Origin of the sequence: Paraburkholderia solitsugae (assembly GCF_013177695.1) — a bacterium.
Taxonomy (GTDB): domain Bacteria; phylum Pseudomonadota; class Gammaproteobacteria; order Burkholderiales; family Burkholderiaceae; genus Paraburkholderia; species Paraburkholderia solitsugae.
The window spans coordinates 57,117-73,127 of the sequence record NZ_WOEY01000035.1 but is presented as its reverse complement, the minus strand read 5'-3'; the positions used below and the strand labels follow the sequence as shown (position 1 = coordinate 73,127).

General features: G+C 59.6%; 15 protein-coding genes. 8 read left to right on the top strand and 7 right to left on the bottom strand.

What is annotated here, in order from left to right; genetic code table 11:
* Positions 1–11 precede the first annotated feature (11 nt).
* On the top strand, positions 12–1,358 hold the full coding sequence (locus GNZ12_RS09395) for a serine hydrolase domain-containing protein (protein WP_172310078.1): 1,347 nt from the start codon (positions 12–14) through the stop codon (positions 1,356–1,358).
* Positions 1,359–1,379: 21 nt separating this feature from the next.
* On the opposite strand, the gene GNZ12_RS09390 is transcribed toward GNZ12_RS09395, so the two are convergent.
* Positions 1,380–2,258: an NmrA/HSCARG family protein gene (locus GNZ12_RS09390; RefSeq protein WP_172310077.1), complete on the bottom strand. Its 879-nt coding sequence runs from the start codon at positions 2,256–2,258 to the stop codon at positions 1,380–1,382.
* Between the two features lie 115 nt (positions 2,259–2,373).
* On the opposite strand from GNZ12_RS09390, the gene GNZ12_RS09385 reads away from it, so the two are divergent.
* Both GNZ12_RS09385 and GNZ12_RS09380 read left to right on the top strand, forming a co-directional pair.
* A complete protein-coding gene (locus GNZ12_RS09385; RefSeq protein WP_172310076.1) occupies positions 2,374–3,255 on the top strand; it encodes a LysR family transcriptional regulator in 882 nt (293 codons plus the stop codon).
* A 197-nt stretch (positions 3,256–3,452) separates the two neighbouring features.
* Positions 3,453–5,369 (top strand): NHL repeat-containing protein, encoded by a 1,917-nt coding sequence (locus GNZ12_RS09380; RefSeq protein ID WP_172310075.1) that lies wholly within the window; start codon positions 3,453–3,455, stop codon positions 5,367–5,369.
* Between the two features lie 1,429 nt (positions 5,370–6,798).
* Here the strand turns inward: GNZ12_RS09380 and GNZ12_RS44260 are convergent.
* A complete protein-coding gene (locus GNZ12_RS44260) occupies positions 6,799–7,005 on the bottom strand; it encodes a hypothetical protein (protein WP_235993661.1) in 207 nt (68 codons plus the stop codon).
* Positions 7,006–7,046: 41 nt separating this feature from the next.
* On the opposite strand from GNZ12_RS44260, the gene GNZ12_RS09375 reads away from it, so the two are divergent.
* On the top strand, positions 7,047–8,768 hold the full coding sequence (locus GNZ12_RS09375) for a hypothetical protein (RefSeq protein WP_328805975.1): 1,722 nt from the start codon (positions 7,047–7,049) through the stop codon (positions 8,766–8,768).
* A 161-nt stretch (positions 8,769–8,929) separates the two neighbouring features.
* Here the strand turns inward: GNZ12_RS09375 and GNZ12_RS09370 are convergent, their stop codons facing one another.
* A complete protein-coding gene (locus GNZ12_RS09370) occupies positions 8,930–9,574 on the bottom strand; it encodes a helix-turn-helix transcriptional regulator (protein WP_172310114.1) in 645 nt (214 codons plus the stop codon).
* A 111-nt stretch (positions 9,575–9,685) separates the two neighbouring features.
* Positions 9,686–10,657, bottom strand: a complete 972-nt coding sequence (locus GNZ12_RS09365; protein ID WP_172310073.1) for an ornithine cyclodeaminase family protein — start codon at positions 10,655–10,657, stop codon at positions 9,686–9,688.
* A 242-nt stretch (positions 10,658–10,899) separates the two neighbouring features.
* Here GNZ12_RS09365 and GNZ12_RS09360 point away from each other — a divergent pair, with 242 nt between their 5' ends.
* Both GNZ12_RS09360 and GNZ12_RS09355 read left to right on the top strand, forming a co-directional pair.
* Positions 10,900–11,688, top strand: a complete 789-nt coding sequence (locus tag GNZ12_RS09360; RefSeq protein ID WP_172310072.1) for an ABC transporter substrate-binding protein — start codon at positions 10,900–10,902, stop codon at positions 11,686–11,688.
* A 3-nt stretch (positions 11,689–11,691) separates the two neighbouring features.
* The gene (locus tag GNZ12_RS09355; RefSeq protein WP_172310071.1) at positions 11,692–12,933 is read left to right on the top strand and encodes an NAD(P)/FAD-dependent oxidoreductase; all 1,242 of its coding nucleotides are present in this window, start codon (positions 11,692–11,694) and stop codon (positions 12,931–12,933) included.
* Between the two features lie 61 nt (positions 12,934–12,994).
* On the opposite strand, the gene GNZ12_RS09350 is transcribed toward GNZ12_RS09355, so the two are convergent.
* Positions 12,995–13,492 carry a cupin domain-containing protein gene (locus tag GNZ12_RS09350; protein WP_172310070.1) on the bottom strand — a complete coding sequence of 166 codons (498 nt, stop codon included), beginning with the start codon at positions 13,490–13,492 and terminating at the stop codon, positions 12,995–12,997.
* A 138-nt stretch (positions 13,493–13,630) separates the two neighbouring features.
* On the opposite strand from GNZ12_RS09350, the gene GNZ12_RS09345 reads away from it, so the two are divergent.
* Complete coding sequence (locus tag GNZ12_RS09345; protein WP_172310069.1) at positions 13,631–14,518, top strand: LysR family transcriptional regulator; 888 nt, start codon at positions 13,631–13,633, stop codon at positions 14,516–14,518.
* A gap of 62 nt (positions 14,519–14,580) precedes the next feature.
* Here GNZ12_RS09345 and GNZ12_RS09340 read toward each other — a convergent pair whose 3' ends face one another.
* Positions 14,581–15,129 carry an IS630 family transposase gene (locus tag GNZ12_RS09340; RefSeq protein WP_172310113.1) on the bottom strand — a complete coding sequence of 183 codons (549 nt, stop codon included), beginning with the start codon at positions 15,127–15,129 and terminating at the stop codon, positions 14,581–14,583.
* On the bottom strand, positions 15,126–15,536 hold the full coding sequence (locus tag GNZ12_RS09335) for a helix-turn-helix domain-containing protein (protein WP_235993664.1): 411 nt from the start codon (positions 15,534–15,536) through the stop codon (positions 15,126–15,128). Before GNZ12_RS09335 ends, GNZ12_RS09340 begins: the two co-directional genes overlap by 4 nt.
* On the opposite strand from GNZ12_RS09335, the gene GNZ12_RS09330 reads away from it, so the two are divergent.
* A complete protein-coding gene (locus GNZ12_RS09330; protein ID WP_172310026.1) occupies positions 15,516–15,716 on the top strand; it encodes a hypothetical protein in 201 nt (66 codons plus the stop codon). The genes GNZ12_RS09335 and GNZ12_RS09330 overlap by 21 nt on opposite strands.
* The last annotated feature ends 295 nt before the right edge of the window (positions 15,717–16,011 follow it).

Sequence of the window (16,011 nt, the reverse complement as noted above, 5' to 3'; positions counted from 1 at the left end):
AGAGAAAACGTATGAACCTCAGGACACTTTCGGCGGCATCGACAATTCGCTTGCGCGTTGCCGTGTCCGCCGTGCTCATCGGCACAGTATTGCCGACAGCCGCGCATGCGCAAATGGCCGCGCCCGTCGCGGATCCCGTTGAACTCGGCGTCATGCAAGGTTTTCCTCCGCCGACGGACAAGCTGGTAACGAAGGCGAACTCCCTGCGCTTTCCCAACCTTGGCTGGGCGCTGCGCAACACGCGCATGATGATGCCGACGGCCAATGTCGAGCATGCGCGTGTGCCGATGCCTTTGCCGGTAGCGTCCACGCTCGATCCCGACAAAGTGCTGTTCACCGTGGATGGAACGACGTTGAGTCTCAGCGATTATCTGCGGCGAACCTATACCGATGGTTTCATCGTCATTCACGATGGAAAGATCGTCTACGAAGGCTATTTCAATTCCTACACGCCGCATCAGACTCACGCGTGGGCCTCCATGACCAAATCGGCGACGGGACTGATTGCCACGCAATTGATCGACGAGGGGAAGCTCAACCCGGAAGCGAAACTGTCCACGTACGTATCTGAATTGGCGGGCACCCCATTTGGGGACGCCACCGTGCAGCAGAACCTCGACATGGAAGTGCCAGTCAGTTATCCGGCGGATCTACCACCGGATCTTGGCCTCTTTGGCGCGGTAGGATTCATCCCCCGGCGCAGCGATGCACCGGACAGCATCTACGAATTTCTTAAGGTGACGCACCCAACGCCGAATGCGACCGCGGGTGCGATGTGGTACTACCAGAATGGCTCGCCGGAAGCGGTCGCCTGGGCGCTCCGGCGCATTACCGGCTTATCGTGGAGCGGGATGGTATCGCGTTCGATTTGGCAAAAGGTTGCTGAAGATGACGGTGATGTCGTCGTGGATCGCACAGGGACGGAAATGGCAAGCGGCGGCTTCAATACGACGTTACGCGACGCCGCTCGCTTCGGCGAATTGATGCGCAAGGGGGCGGCTGGCGCTTCGACGCTCTTCCCGGTTTCGTCGATTCGTCTTGCCTTAAGACCCACTGACAACGCTGGCGCATTCGCGAAGGGCAATCTTGCCGCGGGGCATCCCGGGTATTCGTATCATGACTACTGGTACCAGGTGAACGACGGTGACCGGTCATTCGCGGCCGGCGGACGATTTGGCCAGTCGATTCTCGTGAATCCGAAAGCCGGCATCACGATCGTCAAGTTCTCCTCATATCCGGACCAGGCCGCACGCCCGACGAGCGCCGCGGCAGGCAACGCCATCCCTCGCGCGCCACTTGCCACTGCCGAAGCATTGGACGCGGCGGCCCGTGCGATCAAATCCGCCCTTGGATCTTGAACGCGGGGCTTGCCTTCTCAATCAGCCCTTCGCCCATGCAGCGGCAGTCGCTGCCGCAAAATCCCGGTAGGACCGCGGCTGCCGCCCGAGCAGCGTAGTCAGGCGATCGACCTCCGCTTTCGATGCGACTGCGCCGTCCTGCTGATACCGGCACATCATCAGGCGCATGTCGTAGGCGAGCCAGCCCGGCGCGACCGCCTTGAGACGCTGTTCGAGCGTGTCGAGATCGTTGCCGCCGTAGCGAACCGGACGTCCCAGCGCCTCGGCCCATATCGCAGCGATCGTGTCCGACGTCAGCGCGTCAGGTCCCACGAGTTCATACGTTTCACGCGGCAGCGGGTGGGCGGCGCGCTCGCGACGCAGGAGTTCGCGTGCCGCGGCTTCGCCGATATCGCGAACATCGACCATGGAAATGCCCTTGCCGCCAATCGGCATGCCGTAGACGCCGTGCGTCAGCAGCGAGTCTTTCTGCCTGACGTCGTTCTGGATGAAGTAGGCGGGGCGCAGCACCGTCGCCGGCAGGTCGCAGTGCTCGATCATGCGCTCGACCGTGTGCTTGCCGGTGAAGTGAGGGACATCGACATACTCCGCGCCCTTGAAAACCGACAGATAAACAATGCCTTTCACGCCGGCTTCCCGCGCGACGCTCAGAGTCTGCAATGCCTGTGTCAGTTCGTCCGCGGCGTTGGGGGCCAGCAGGAACAGCGTGCTGACTCCGTTCATTGCGCGCCGTACGGCGTCGATATCGGCCAGGTCGCCTTTGACCGCGGTGACGCCATCGGGAAATTGAGCTTTGTCCGGCGAGCGGGTCAGCGCCCGCACGTCGGCGCCGCTGCCGTTCAGATGGTCGAGAACCTGCGTGCCGATCACGCCCGTGCTGCCCGTTACGAGGATTGCCATGATTTTCTCCTGGGGTTGGATGGACTGGGTTAGTCCGTGAGACGAACAATATGCGTTCCATTTGGAAGGCGAAAGTGCCAGAATCGAGACGTCTCGTCTCGTATATGGAACGATCATGGATTTGACGTCGCTGGCAGATTTCAATGCCGTCGCGCTGCACGGCGGCTTCGGGCCGGCCAGTCGTGCGCTCGACCGTCCCAAGGCCACCCTGTCGCGGCGCGTGGCCGAGTTGGAGGAAGACCTCGGTGTGCGGCTGATCGAGCGGGGCGCACGCCGGCTGCGTCTGACCGAGGAAGGGCTTGCACTCCATGAGCGCACGCGGGGGCTCATGACGGAGATTCAGGAGGCAGGTGAAGCGGTCGCATCGCGTGCGCCCGTGCCGCGCGGGCGGTTACGCATCAGCGCGCCCGTCGTTTTCGCGCATGTCGCGCTGTGCCAGATCGCTGCACGCTTTGCGCTGGCCTATCCGCAAGTCGAACTCGAAATCATTGCGGAAGACCGCGTCGCGGATCCGGTAGAGGACGGCTACGACCTGGTGATCCGTATCGATCCACCGCATGACGAACAACTCGTAGGGCGGCGCATTCTCGGTGACGAGCGTCTCGTAGTCGCTTCGCCGAGCATGTCGATCCCGCCGATGCCTGCAAGCGAAGCAGACGAATTGCAGGTGCCGGCGGTCATGTCGATAGCGGCGCCGTCCGGCGTGCTCTGGAACATGCAGGAGGAAGGCGGTGGTGTGAGGGTCATCAAACCGATGCCGGTGCTGCGAATGTCATCGCTGTTGATGGTGCGCGAGGCGGTGCTTCAGGGCGTGGGCGCGGCGCTCCTGCCTCGCTTGCTGGTCGAACAGGATGTGCGGGCGGGGCGGCTCGTTTGTTGGGGTGCGGAGGCGGGCTCGCCCGTGGAAATCTGGGCGCTTTATAGTTCGCGCCGTTTGCTGAGCGCCAAGGTGCGGGCGTTTATGGACATGTTGAAACAGGACTCCGGCAGGTTCTGACAGGCTGCTCTTTGCCTTTGCCTTGAACAGGGCATGGGTGTCAGAAAAGTATGCGACACGCAATGGCAACACACTGAGCGATGCACGCGAGCTTGCGAATGGCCGGCAAAAATATGCTTGCTGAATTACCCACGTTTGACCCGGTGACTTACGGTGACTTATGTTAACAAAGGACAGTTACCAGGAGAGCATCACTCATGATCAGGAAGGGAATTCGTATTGCGCTGTTTGGCGCCGTGATCGCCGTGATCGCGTCAGTGTGTCAGGCGCAATACACCACCGACTGGCTGGCGAACACATTCGGCACGCTCGCCACTCACGTGGGCAATACCGCGCGCTCGATGTGGGTCGCGCCCGAAGGCGTGATCTATACGGCTTCCCTATGGGATGAAAACGAGGGTGGCGTCGCGATCTACCAGAACGGCAAGAGCATCGGTTCCATTGGAATCAACAGCGAGTTTCAGGGTAGCGCCATCACGGGGAATGCCACGTCGATCTTCGCTGCCTTGCAGTACAGCAGATCGTATGGCAGCGGGGCGGTAGGACGATACAACCGCACGACTCAGAAACGCGATCTCCTTATCCCCGTGAGCGCCTGGAACGCCGTCAAGCGGGGCGATGTCATCACCGGACTCGCAACAACCGGCTCTCTCCTTTATGCGAGCGATTTTTTTGGCAATCGCGTTCGGGTCTTCACCACCGACGGTGTGTGGCAGCAGGACATCAGCGTATCGAGTCCCGGTGCACTTGCTTTGGATGGCGCGGGCAATCTCTGGGTCGCGCAGAAGAGCGCAGCCGCGATCGTCGAGTTTAGTCCAGCCGGCGCGCCGCTGAACACCATCCAGATGTCCGCGGCCTCGCGACCGTCCGCGCTGTATTTCGATGCATCATCAGGACAGCTCATGGTCGGAGACGAAGGACCCGACATGAATATCAAGCTCTACAACGTGTCGGCCGCGCCGACGCTGGTCGGCACGTTTGGCATTCAGGGCGGTTATCTCGACAACACCACGGGCATTAAAGGCCAGGTTGGCGACAAGCGCTTCACGCGTGTTGCCGGCATCGGTAAAGACGCGGCCGGCAACCTGTATGTGCTCAACAATCCATGGGGCGGAGGCTGGGACCTGGGCCGTAATGGTGGTACCGACATCCACGCGTACGACAATTCCGGCAACCTGCAATGGCAGCTTCAGTCCCTCAACTTCGAGGCGGTCGCCGCTCCGGACCCGGTGACGGACGGCGTTTATTTTTACGGTGGCTCCAACATTTACACCGGCACCGCGGGTGGCACCTTCGTCGCGAACACCGTTGACCCATTCACCTATCCGTCCGATCCACGCCTCAACATGAACGATACCCAGCGCGACGAGCATTTCGGTCAGCTCGTCAGCGTCGGCGGAAACCGGATCCTCGCCGCCTCCGGCCAGAATCCTGGCATTTTTTACTTCTTCCATTTCAACGCGGCGAGCGGCTACATCGCCATTCCGGATGCGTCGATCCCAGGTCCTGCGTTCAATACGACGCTACAGGTTACGGGAGGATTCTGCATCGATAGCAGGGGAGACGTGTGGGCCGGTCTGGACAGAACGAACCACATCTATCATTACCCGCTGGCGGGTTTCGACGGCAACGGCAAGCCAACATGGGGACCCGCAGTCACGATCTCCATTCCGCAGAGCATCCGACCATTGACGCGCATCATCTACCTCCCGGAGAGCGACACCATGATTCTCGCTCAAGGCATCGCCGGGAGCTGGGACTGGACGGCAATGCAATCGAGGATCGAGGTCTATCACGGCTGGAGTGCGGGCAACACGACGAAGCCCAAGCCTGTGATCAACCTCACCAGCGCCAATCCCAAGTCGATCACGGCCGCCGGGAATTATCTTTTCGTCGGCTACGTGCATACGGTGCCCAACATCGACGCCTTCAATCTCACTACGGGTAACCTCGATACGACGCTGATCAACTCGAGTGCGGGTACGGTGGACGTGGGCAACGACGTGGATTCGATGTATGGCCTCAGGGCATACCTTAGATCGGCTGGTGAGTACGTGATCACGAAAGACAACTACAACAGCTCCAGCATGGTTGTTTATCGCTGGACGCCTTGATGGGTTCATTTTGGGGTGGCATCAGGAGCACGTGTTTTCTATTCATCGCGACACGTAAATAGATTTCTCGCGCGGTTTGATATTAATAATATGAAAATCAACGAAGCTATTCGTTGTTCCGGCCGCGCTCCGTCCTTCGGCAAGAGTCAAAGACTTGCGTTTTCCGCGCTCCGGTGAGGCAGAGATTTTCCGTTTCCCCACCTTTGGAAAACCGTCGGAAGCGTTTCCCGGCAGATTCTTTGAACTACTACTTATCACCTATGGTCATTGCCACGTTACACGGATGAAACGTTTATAATTCGTCTGCCGAAAATTTTGCCGTAAGTCATACCGAGCTTGCGCCGAAGTCTCATCGATCCAGTAAAGGTTGCGTGGGTATGCGTTTTCGCGGCGCAGGCGGAATTAGGCCCGCAACCTAATTAGTTTCGGGTTTCAGAAGCGGTTGACGGCGGCCCTCCGGGCTCGCAACGGTATGGACCATCAAGACTGAAAGCGAAATGGTCTGATAAAACTCTCAGATGTCCTAAATTTAAGGATTGTCCGCGCTGAGCGGAAAATTGTTTGTCACATGGACGATGCGCTGGACGGTCAGCGCGAAACGGGTCAGATGTTATTGGCCACGTCGTCTGCACGCTATAAATCATTTGCGTATGTTTTTTGTCCGTGCGCCAATCGAATCGATTGTGACGCTAGCCGGGACGTTGGCAGAACTTGTCACGCTATGGGTGTGTACAGCGCGAGTCGCAGCTGCATGCCGATCTGGATGCCCGGCGTGGTAGATCCAAGGGTGTAATCACTGAGAGAACTTCGGCGAGTGAATCTTTCAGGTTGATAGTAAGGAATACGTAATATTTATCCGTTGACTGATGGCAGATCGAAATGGTGAGCGCGTTGTCGCCGCGGAGGCGGTCTGCATGCGTGCGAATGCCTAACGGAATCTGCTAGCGGATAACGGCACATCGGAAGTACCCGCTTCATCAGCAATGAACGCAATCATCGCGTTCGCCGCGTCACCTCTCTCTGTACTCAAAAGAACGCCAAAGCGGGACGGCTTAGATCGATCTTGCTCAATTCTCGGGGATAACCTGCTTTTAAGCGATACATACGGCAATGACGAGAAACTTCAAAATTTTGGGGGTTGCGGCAGCAACAGTGTTTGCATGGTTTGGCGCAGAAAACGCGCAGGCCGCAACGAGCACCATCACTGTCGCAGGACTGCAATACAAGTTGTGTGCACAAGAGAACGGCACCTGCAAATTCCTCGGAACAGCCTCAGTGGTGTTCGGTGCAGTGCCGCCCAACGCGCCGTCGGTCATGTTGACGGCCCCTGCTACCTTTAGCAACGGCGTTGGATGTTATGTCGGTGCGGTTTCGCAGACAGATCCCGCATACGGCTACGGCAAGTCATGCTGGATGAGAGCGGCTGCCGCTACTCCGGCACCGACGCCAGCTCCGGCTCCCGCGCCCACTCCGACGCCAGCACCGACTCCGACTCCGGCACCGGCACCGGCACCGGCACCGACGCCGACGCCGACGCCGACGCCGACGCCGACGCCGACGCCGACTCCGACTCCGACTCCGACTCCGACTCCGACTCCGGCGCCCACTCCGAGTCCGGGCAGTTCGACCCTTTCATGTGGCACGCCGACACACTCAGCTGGCGGAACCGCCAACGGCGTGATCAGCGCCGACACGCCCACCACCGACGGCATGCGCATTTTCCAGAACAACGCACCGTTCACGCTCGCGATTACGACGAACGCGCCGAGCGCGGATACGGTCGTCTGGTCGGTAGCGGACTCGAATGGCGCGATCAAGACGCAGGGCAGTTTTGCGGTTAGCGCCGGCGTGCAAACCAACTCGATTCCGTGTACGTCCACATGGTCAGGCTATGGCGCGCTGACCGCGACGCTGCGCTCGAACGGCGGCACGTTGCCCAACACCGGAACGCGTCCGGTGGGTATCGCGACGTTCGGCGTGTTGCCGAACCTGACGCCGGTACTGGGCACCGTCACGTATGCACATCAGGATCAGCACCGCTTCGGCATGCAGGGCTTCAACGATAACATCGCCGCGCTGCATGATATGGGCGTCTCGTGGACCATCGACGACCGTGAGGTGTCGGCCATGGAACCCAATGGCCCCAACACGTACACGCCGAGCGTGAATGACCTCGATCCGTTCTACGCGGCCAATCCTGACCAGATGCGCATCGTGCGTCTGGACGGACTGCCTGCCTGGGACTCGAAGACGGGCCAGTTCAACGACAGCTACTACGCGCCGTTGAACATGCCTGAGTTCCAGAGCTTCATGGCCAAGGTCGGTACCGATACGAGCCTGATTCGCGCTGCAAACTACCCGAACCAGCAAAGCAACTATTATCAGGTGACGTGGGAGCCGAGCCTCGGCTGGGCGGATAGTAATGCGAACTTCGTCGCCATGTACAAGGCCGCGTACCAGGGCATTCACTCGACCGATCCGAATGCCGTCGTGATGGGTCCCACCAACCCGTTCCCCGCGAATTGCGACACCTGCACAACCGGCTATCTGCAGACGTTCGGTGCGCTGGGCCTGTGGAATTACATTGATGCAGTCTCAACGCATGGCTACTGGAATGCGGGCACCTATCCGGCTCATCCGCCTGAATTGCAGGACTCCGATCCGGATCCGGCGAACCAGGCGAACGCACTCGACAACCTGATGACGCAGTTGCGTTCGGTGATGCAGGCGGGCAAGCCGAACATGAAGCTCTTCGTCACCGAAGCAGGCACGAGCTACGATCCGGGTCTTAACTACGGTCCCACGGTGCCGTCGCAGAATCAGTTGTTTGCCCAGGCCGCGGTTGGCGTGCGGTCGCACATTATTACGCTTGGCGGTGGGGCACAGTTGACGACGCTCTTCTATGGTGCTGACTATCCCGGCGAAGTGGGATACGGCACGTTCTTCGACCTGAATGATGCGCAAGGCGCGTACGGTGCCTCGAACCTCTCGCCGAAACCCGAAGCGATGGCCTTCGCCACGATGACGCGTGTGCTTGACGGCACGAATACATTGGGCCGGGTCACGGGTGCGCCGGCGGGAGACTATGTGTATGCGTTCCAGCAACTCGGCAACGGCAAGGTGGTGACGGCTGCATGGGCGCACAGCAATGCGCAGTGGCCTGCGGGCAGTGGCCTTTATAGCCAGACCTACTCGACGAGCTATACGCTGCAGGTTGACAGCGCCGGTACGTCGGGCAACGTGACGAAGATCGATGGTTACGGCAATACCAGTACGCTTGCCTATACCAACGGCCAGGTCACGCTGACCCTCACCGAGGCGCCGCAGTACATCGTCTCGAACAACGCGACGGTCGCCAAGGCCAATGCGACTGTTCCGCTCGGGTATACGGGCCAATAAGGCTTGACTTGTATCGACGCGCCGCTGGTTAGAGCGGCGGCGCGTCGATCAACCCGTTCCGACTGAGAAGCGATCACCCGGCCCGCCGCTAACGCAACGATCAGACAGCGCAGCGGCGTCGTCACCACAATCAGAAATTGGGCGCCCCTATCCGGGCGCTCTCACGCTTCCGCGTCTCGCAGATCTCTTATGTGTTGATACACGGTCGCGCGTCCCATCCCTAGCACGTTTGCCACATAGTTTGCGGCACTTTTCCCCTTGAATGCGCCTTCGGCCCAAAGCGCTTCGACCAATTCGCGACGGTGGTCGCGGGTCAGCGAGTTCAGCGCCAACTGGCGCTCCTGAAGCCACGCGTGAAGAAACGTGTTGATGCGTTCTTGCCAGTCGTCCTTGAATAACTCCTCTGGCTGCTTGATCACGCCGGCGCCGGAGATCACGCGGTCGATGACATGTTTCATGTCCTCGAAGACCGCAATGTTGTAGTTCACGCACATCACACCAACGGCCACGCCAGCGTCGTCAAAGAGTACCGTGCTGACGCAGCGCATCCGCCTGCCATCCCAATTGATTTTTTCGTATGGACCGATCGTGCCTGACTCCGCCGAATGGTCGATTTCTTCCAGTGCCGATTCGTCGCCCAGTTCGCGCTTCGACAGGTTATTGGCTATGTAGGCAATCGTCTGGCTTTGCAGGTCATGAAGGACGATTTCAACGTACGGAAAAAACAGCAGCGCGATACCGTCGGCGACACGGCCGTATCGATCCAGAAGAAGCCTGCGTGCAGCCGTTGTCTTTGTTTTGCGCATAGAGGTGAGTGAAATTCCAGTTTTCGGAAAGTCTGCACCGTGTTGCGCCACGATGCTGCGAATCCGGATGTTGCGCGCCATTTTGCCATGAGCGGCGCACCGGCCTTTGTCTTAACCGCTGTGCTGCCCGGCTATGTGTCTGAATAGTTCGTTGGCGATCGCGACGTCTTCCAGTCCGAGCCCAATTGAGCGGAAAAACGCGTGCTGTCGCCCGGAGGATTTTCTGGCTGTGCCGGCTACCAGCTTAGGCAGGTCGCCGAGCACGCTTTCCGGCGACCAGTCATGCAACTGCGCCGCCAATTTCATTTCCCCCGCGCTGGCAGGCGTGGTTTGCCGGTAGTCGCAATAGACGTCCATGTCCGGAAGCCACGCGGGCGGAATTTCGTGAGCATTCGCTACATTCGTGCTGATCGACGTAATGAGCGCCGGCTTCGTCAGCATTTTCTCCGCTAGTACCGGCGTGCCCGAGGATGTGCACAACGCCACCACATCGGCATCGCGCAAGCAATCTTCAAGCGTGGCGCAAACCCGTACACGTTCATGAAGGGCATGCACCGCTGCACGCTTCGATTCGTTCCCTGCTAGCCCGGGTGAAAACACGTTGATCGAGTCCCATGGCCGGAGTGCCGCGAGGTGGCGCACATGAGCCTGTCCCACCGCGCCCGCGCCGACGATGGCGAGCCGGCGCGCGTCGGCCGCCGCAAGGTGATCCACGGCGAGTGCGGTCGCGCCGGCAGTGCGCTCGATGGTGAGCAGACCCGCATCGCACCACATCAAAGGCTGACCCGTTTCCATCGACATCAGTGCCGTCCACGCCGTAATGACCGGCTTCGATTCGGTCACGATGTACGGCGACAACTTGGCGCCGAACACCTTGGCGTCCGCCATGACCCCGAGGTACGTAATGAAATCGCCGGCCCCTTGCGGAAAGGGGGTGAAGGTCTGAGGCGGCTGCACCGCGGCGTCGTTGGCCAGCGCGAGAAACATGCGTGTCAACGCACCGCGCACATCGAGATGGGGCAGTGCGTTGCGCACTGCGTCCTGCTGGACGATCAACGGGAATACTTTGTCTGTGTTGTTCATGGGCCTGCTCTCCAGATCGTTGCCGGCTTGCGGCGTCAGCACGATTCTAAAGTCAAAAAGTCCAATTTGGACTTTTATTTTTGAAAATCGCTTGCAATTGCCAATGTCCAGAATAGACTGTTGTTCCAGAGCGCGTGTGAGAGGCCGATCTCTTTTGCCTTTCACGCGGCTTCTCGACGTTGCGCCGTTTGCGTCAGTTCGCGCCCTGAATTTGCGACCCTTCAACCACACTGGGAACCATCATGCCTCTGAAGCTTTCACTGTCACTTTTCGTCGCGGCTGCGTTAATCGGTTCGGTCGACACCGTTAGCGCGGAGACTCAAAGCACCTTGCGTTTCGGCATCGAAGCAGCGTATCCGCCGTTCGAGAGCAAGTCGCCGACGGGGCAGTTGCAGGGATTCGACGTCGACGTCGGCAACGCGGTTTGCGCAAAGATGGCCGTGAAGTGCGAGTGGGTGGAGAATTCGTTCGACGGCCTGATTCCCGCCTTGCAGGCGCGCAAGTTCGACGTCGTCAATTCCGCGATGAACATCACGGACAAGCGCAAACAGTCCATCGATTTCACGCCGCCGATCTACGTGGTGCCGATCGTGATGGTGGCCAAGCGTGGTTCCCCGTTGCTGCCAGATGTGAAGAGCCTGCAGGGCAAACGCGTCGGCGTCCTGCAGGGATCGTCGCAAGAGGATTTCCTCAAGGCCCATTGGGCGAATGCGGGCGTATCGATCGTCTCGTATCAGGACCAGGATCAGGTGTATGCCGACCTCGTGGCCGGACGCCTGGATGCTGCCGTCCAGGAAGCGCAGACTGTTGAGGATGGTTTCCTGAACAAGCCCGCAGGCCACGACTATGCGATTGTCGGCCAGCCGCTCAGCGATCCGGCAACGCTTGGCGAAGGGACGGGTTTCGGCTTGCGTAAAGGCGACAAGGGGTTGGCCGGAAAGATCGATGCCGCGCTCGACGCTTTGAAGAAAAACGGTACGCTCAGCAATCTGTCGCAGAAGTATTTCAAGCGCGACATCATCGCGAAGTAACTTATGGATTTCGATGTGATCGTGTTGGGCGCCGGGATTGTCGGCGTGTCGTCGGCGCTGCATCTGCAGGATCGAGGGCGCCGCGTGGCGCTCGTCGATCGGCGCGGCCCCGGTGAGGAGACCAGTTTCGGCAATGCAGGCTTGATCGAGCGGTCGTCGGTGGTCCCTTACGGCTTTCCACGCGATCTCGGTACGCTGCTGCGCTACATGCGCAATCAGTCGACGGACCTTTACTGGGATTACAAGGCCTTGCCGTCTTTCGCCACGTGGCTCGCGCGGTTCTGGTGGGAGTCGTCTCCGGAACGGCTAGCGGCTGCCGCGCGCGACATGCTGCCGCTGATCCGGCAAAGCGTCGATGAACACAATGTGCTGATCGAGCGTGCGGGCCTCCAAAGCCTTGCGCACGACGGCGGTTGGCTCGAGGCATTCCGCACGCGCTCGGAATATGAACGGCAGGCATCAGCCGCCGAAGTCACGGCGAGGACATACGGACTGCGCGTGGCCCCGCTCGATGCCGCGCGACTTCTGGCACGCGAACCTGGTTTAGGCGCGGGCTTTTGCGGCGCCTTGCACTGGCAGGACCCGAAGAGTATTTCCAATCCGGGGGCGTTGACGAAGGGATATGCGCGCCTGTTCGAGAATGGCGGCGGCACGTTTCTGACCGGAGAGGCGACCACGGTACGTCTGGAAGCCGACGCATGGACCGTGCAGACGTCGCAAGGCAGGATCAGTGCCAAAGAGGTGGTCGCGGCACTCGGCCCGTGGTCCGACAAGGTTTTTGCGCCGCTCGGATATCGCATACCGCTGCGCGCGAAACGCGGCTATCACATGCACTACGAGGCCACGAAGCCGATGCTCTCGGTACCGCTCGTGGACACGGAGAGAGGGTACGTCGTGGCGCCAATGGAAGGCCGCTTGCGTTTGACGACTGGCGTTGAAATCGCCCGCCGCGATGCGCCACCGACGGGTATTCAACTCGCGCGCGCGGAAAACATCGCCCGGCCGCTATTCGGTCTGGGCCGCCGGCTGGACGACGCGCCATGGCTCGGGTTGCGTCCTTGTACGCCAGACATGCGGCCCGTCATTGGACGAGCGCCTCGCCATCGAGGACTCTGGTTCGCGTTTGGCCACAACCACCACGGATTGACGCTCGGTCCCGTGACGGGCCGTCTGCTGGCGGAGATGATGACGGGCGCCGCGCCTTGCGCCGATCCCTATCCGTTTCGTCCTGTGCGGTTCCGGTAAGTGACCAACCCGCCGCTGAGTTGGCCGGGGTGAATGTGAGCCGGCCAGACGAATCCCGCCTTTATTCGCCGTCCCAGTAGCCCACGCTGTTGCCGAGCGAGCCGGTCGCGTTGAAGCCGTCAGGGCCATCGAGCATCGCCGAATATTTGTGCGAATCCGGGTACTCGCAGATCTCCGGCGACTGCTGCGTGCTGATCGCGAGGTAGCGCAGTTCCTGATCGCTCGAATTCACGATCTGGTGGGCTGTCGTTGTGTCGCCGGCTGGGCAGGCGATCACATCCCCGGCACGGATTGGATGAAGCGTGTCACCGATCCGCACCTCGCCCTGTCCACTCAACACGAAAAACATTTCTTCGTTCACGCGGTGATTGTGGAACGGGAACGCACGCTTTCCTGGCGCCAATGCGATGACGTTATAGCCGAGTTTAAGCGCCTCCAGGCGGCGTCCCAACATGCCGATGCGGGGTGCGAAACGCGTCGCGGCGTCGCCGGTCGGTGCGTAGTCGGGCGGTAGCGGATGCAAGTCGACGGAATCAATATTGATGATGCGACTGCTCATGAAGGCCTCGGTCTCAAGCGTGGATTGATGGCAATGCCGTTAAGGGCCGGGCCATTATAGGGTGCCTCATTGGGATCGAATATCGTGCGTTGCCCAGATATACTGTCAATCAATATTTGACAATGCACAACGCGCTCAATGATCAACTTCAATCGTCTCGTCAGCTTTGTGGCGATCATCAATGCCGGATCGTTCACGCGTGCGGCGCAGACGCTCGGGATAACCAAAGCGATGGTGAGTGCGGACCTGAAGCGGCTTGAAGCCGAACTGGGTGTGTCGCTCGTTGTGAGGACGACACGCCGCCTCGCCTTGACCGAGGTCGGGGCGCGCTTTCATAGCGACTGTGTTCGGCTAATCGGCGAGGCGGACGCGGCGGTTCAGCAGGCCCGAGCCGGACAGGATGCGCTGACCGGGACTTTGCGCGTGACATCGACGGCAGAATACGGCCTGCGTTATGTCGTTCCCGCGATTGCCGAATTCAGCAGGATTCATCCGGCGTTGAGGATCGAATATTCGACATCTCAGCATCATGCCGACCTCATCGCTGAGCGTTTCGATCTTGCGATTCGTCTTGGTGTGCTACGTGATTCCACACTGCGCGCGGTGCCGATCCAGCGTTTCTGTGCATTGCCCGTGGCGACGCCCGCGTATCTTGCGGCACGAGAGGCGGTCGTCACGCCACGTGACCTGGCAGTACTCGACTGGGTGGGGCATGCCGGGTTCACGGCGCCCCTGTCATGGACCGAGTCGCGATCCGGCAAGACGACGCAAACACCGCATTTCAAAGGGACGCTCGAGGCAGATACCGCGGTCGCCGTGCAGACCCTGGTGCTCGCAGGATGCGGTGCGGCAATCCTGCCTGACTGGCTTGTCGCCGACGACTTGCGTGAGCGCCGCCTGATCCAGCTTGTGCCGGACTATTCGCTGCCGCAACAGGGGGTCTACGCAGTGTTTCCGGACGCGATCCACGTGCCCGCGAAAGTTCGACGCTTTGTCGATTTCATGCGCGAGTTCCAGGCGCGATAAAACGCATCGGAAAGATGGCGCTCGCGGCCCGCCACCTGGCGCCGTATCACGCGCTTAAGTGTTCAGGCGAAATTGATTTGAAATTTGGTGCCGTATGCGCCGAGCAGGTTGCGAACTTCGTCATCGATGGTTTCCTTCGTCCAGGTGACGAAGTTTCGCCAGTGGTATTTGGCCTGCTTCCAAACGATCTCAATGAGATTGAGTTCGGGACTGTATGGCGGCAGATAGAACAGTTGCATGCGATGCTCGCGTAGCCAGCGCTCATGCACTTCGGGATCAATGGCATGATGGATCGAGGCGTTGTCGAGTACCACTACGGTCGGACGTTCATCGCCCTGCAGGGCGATTTGCTCGATGAATTCGATGACAGCGTCGCCTTTGATCGACGAATTCGCGACATGGTAAGCCAGTGTGTTTGCGCCGAAGTCGAGTGCGCCAAGCACCGAACGCCTGCAATGGAAGCGAGGTTCGACGCAATGAGGAAGACCACGCGGTGACCACGCTCTTTGCACCGGAGGTGACGCGGCAAAGCCCGCTTCATCGAGATAGACCAGACGCACGGCGTTGGCGCGTACGGCACATTGCAGTTTGTCGAGGGTGGCTGATTTCATCTCGAAGTCTTCCTGATTCCGCTTTTTTTGAGCGAGAACCGGTTGCGCTTGAACGAGAAGCCTTCCCGCCGAAGGGCAATCGACAAGGTTTCCAGCGCGCACGGCATCGGCTCGCCATGCACGGCTTCGATGCGCTTCGCGATTTGTCCGAGCGTCATGGACTCCGTGCGCGCAACCTCCATTGCCGTGGCCAGCATGGCTTCGGACAACGCACGAGGACGACCACCGCCATGGCCGGACAGCAGGCCACACAAGCCTTGCTCCGCCCACAGGCGAGACCAGTTGTAGATCGACTGCGCGCTTACATTCAGCCTTGCGGCGGCCTTGGGAGCACTCAATCCGTCGCCCAGCAGCAGGAGTCCCGCCGCACGCGTGCGGATGTCTCGATGTTGATGATTCACGGACATTTGCTGCAAGGTATGCCTCTCTGCTTCGCTCAGCTTGATGGTGCATTTCATCTGACGGCGTTTGAGTTGGACTCCTTATTCAAACGCACCAACTTCAAAACCGTTTACCCGGAACACTTATCTGAAAACGATTTAACCCTGCAAAGGCTTGCGGGAGATTTAATTTCTCTATTTAATTAATGGCTTCGACAATCAACCGGATGAAGTTTTTATTCCGGTAAATAATCGGCAAAAAAAAGCCGACACAGTGTGTCGGCCGGAAAGACTCTGGCGTCCGAGGAATGCATGCCAGAACCTGAGAGACGTTAATCAGTCAATTTTACGGGCAGCGGTACGAGCTGCGGGAATTCTTGCCGCGTACTAAAATTTAACAATCTGGCGGTGAGGCGCCACCGGACAGGCTTGCTCTTGAGTGGGCGGACTTCACTGGGGAGAGATCATAAACCAAAAGCTTCAATTGAGCATAAAGATGCAA

Excerpts from the sequence above, each read along its gene's own strand:
- GNZ12_RS09365 (WP_172310073.1), bottom strand. The coding sequence starts at position 10,657 with ATGAACAACACAGACAAAGTATTCCCGTTGATCGTCCAGCAGGACGCA.
- GNZ12_RS09370 (WP_172310114.1), bottom strand. The coding sequence starts at position 9,574 with ATGCGCAAAACAAAGACAACGGCTGCACGCAGGCTTCTTCTGGATCGA.
- GNZ12_RS09395 (WP_172310078.1), top strand. The coding sequence starts at position 12 with ATGAACCTCAGGACACTTTCGGCGGCATCGACAATTCGCTTGCGCGTT.
- GNZ12_RS09355 (WP_172310071.1), top strand. The coding sequence starts at position 11,692 with ATGGATTTCGATGTGATCGTGTTGGGCGCCGGGATTGTCGGCGTGTCG.
- GNZ12_RS09345 (WP_172310069.1), top strand. The coding sequence starts at position 13,631 with ATGATCAACTTCAATCGTCTCGTCAGCTTTGTGGCGATCATCAATGCC.
- GNZ12_RS09390 (WP_172310077.1), bottom strand. The coding sequence starts at position 2,258 with ATGGCAATCCTCGTAACGGGCAGCACGGGCGTGATCGGCACGCAGGTT.
- GNZ12_RS09360 (WP_172310072.1), top strand. The coding sequence starts at position 10,900 with ATGCCTCTGAAGCTTTCACTGTCACTTTTCGTCGCGGCTGCGTTAATC.
- GNZ12_RS09330 (WP_172310026.1), top strand. The coding sequence starts at position 15,516 with ATGTTGATGATTCACGGACATTTGCTGCAAGGTATGCCTCTCTGCTTC.
- GNZ12_RS09335 (WP_235993664.1), bottom strand. The coding sequence starts at position 15,536 with ATGTCCGTGAATCATCAACATCGAGACATCCGCACGCGTGCGGCGGGA.
- GNZ12_RS09350 (WP_172310070.1), bottom strand. The coding sequence starts at position 13,492 with ATGAGCAGTCGCATCATCAATATTGATTCCGTCGACTTGCATCCGCTA.
- GNZ12_RS09385 (WP_172310076.1), top strand. The coding sequence starts at position 2,374 with ATGGATTTGACGTCGCTGGCAGATTTCAATGCCGTCGCGCTGCACGGC.
- GNZ12_RS09340 (WP_172310113.1), bottom strand. The coding sequence starts at position 15,129 with ATGAAATCAGCCACCCTCGACAAACTGCAATGTGCCGTACGCGCCAAC.
- GNZ12_RS44260 (WP_235993661.1), bottom strand. The coding sequence starts at position 7,005 with ATGAAAGGGTCGAACTGCCCGGACTCGGAGTGGGCGCCGGAGTCGGAG.
- GNZ12_RS09380 (WP_172310075.1), top strand. The coding sequence starts at position 3,453 with ATGATCAGGAAGGGAATTCGTATTGCGCTGTTTGGCGCCGTGATCGCC.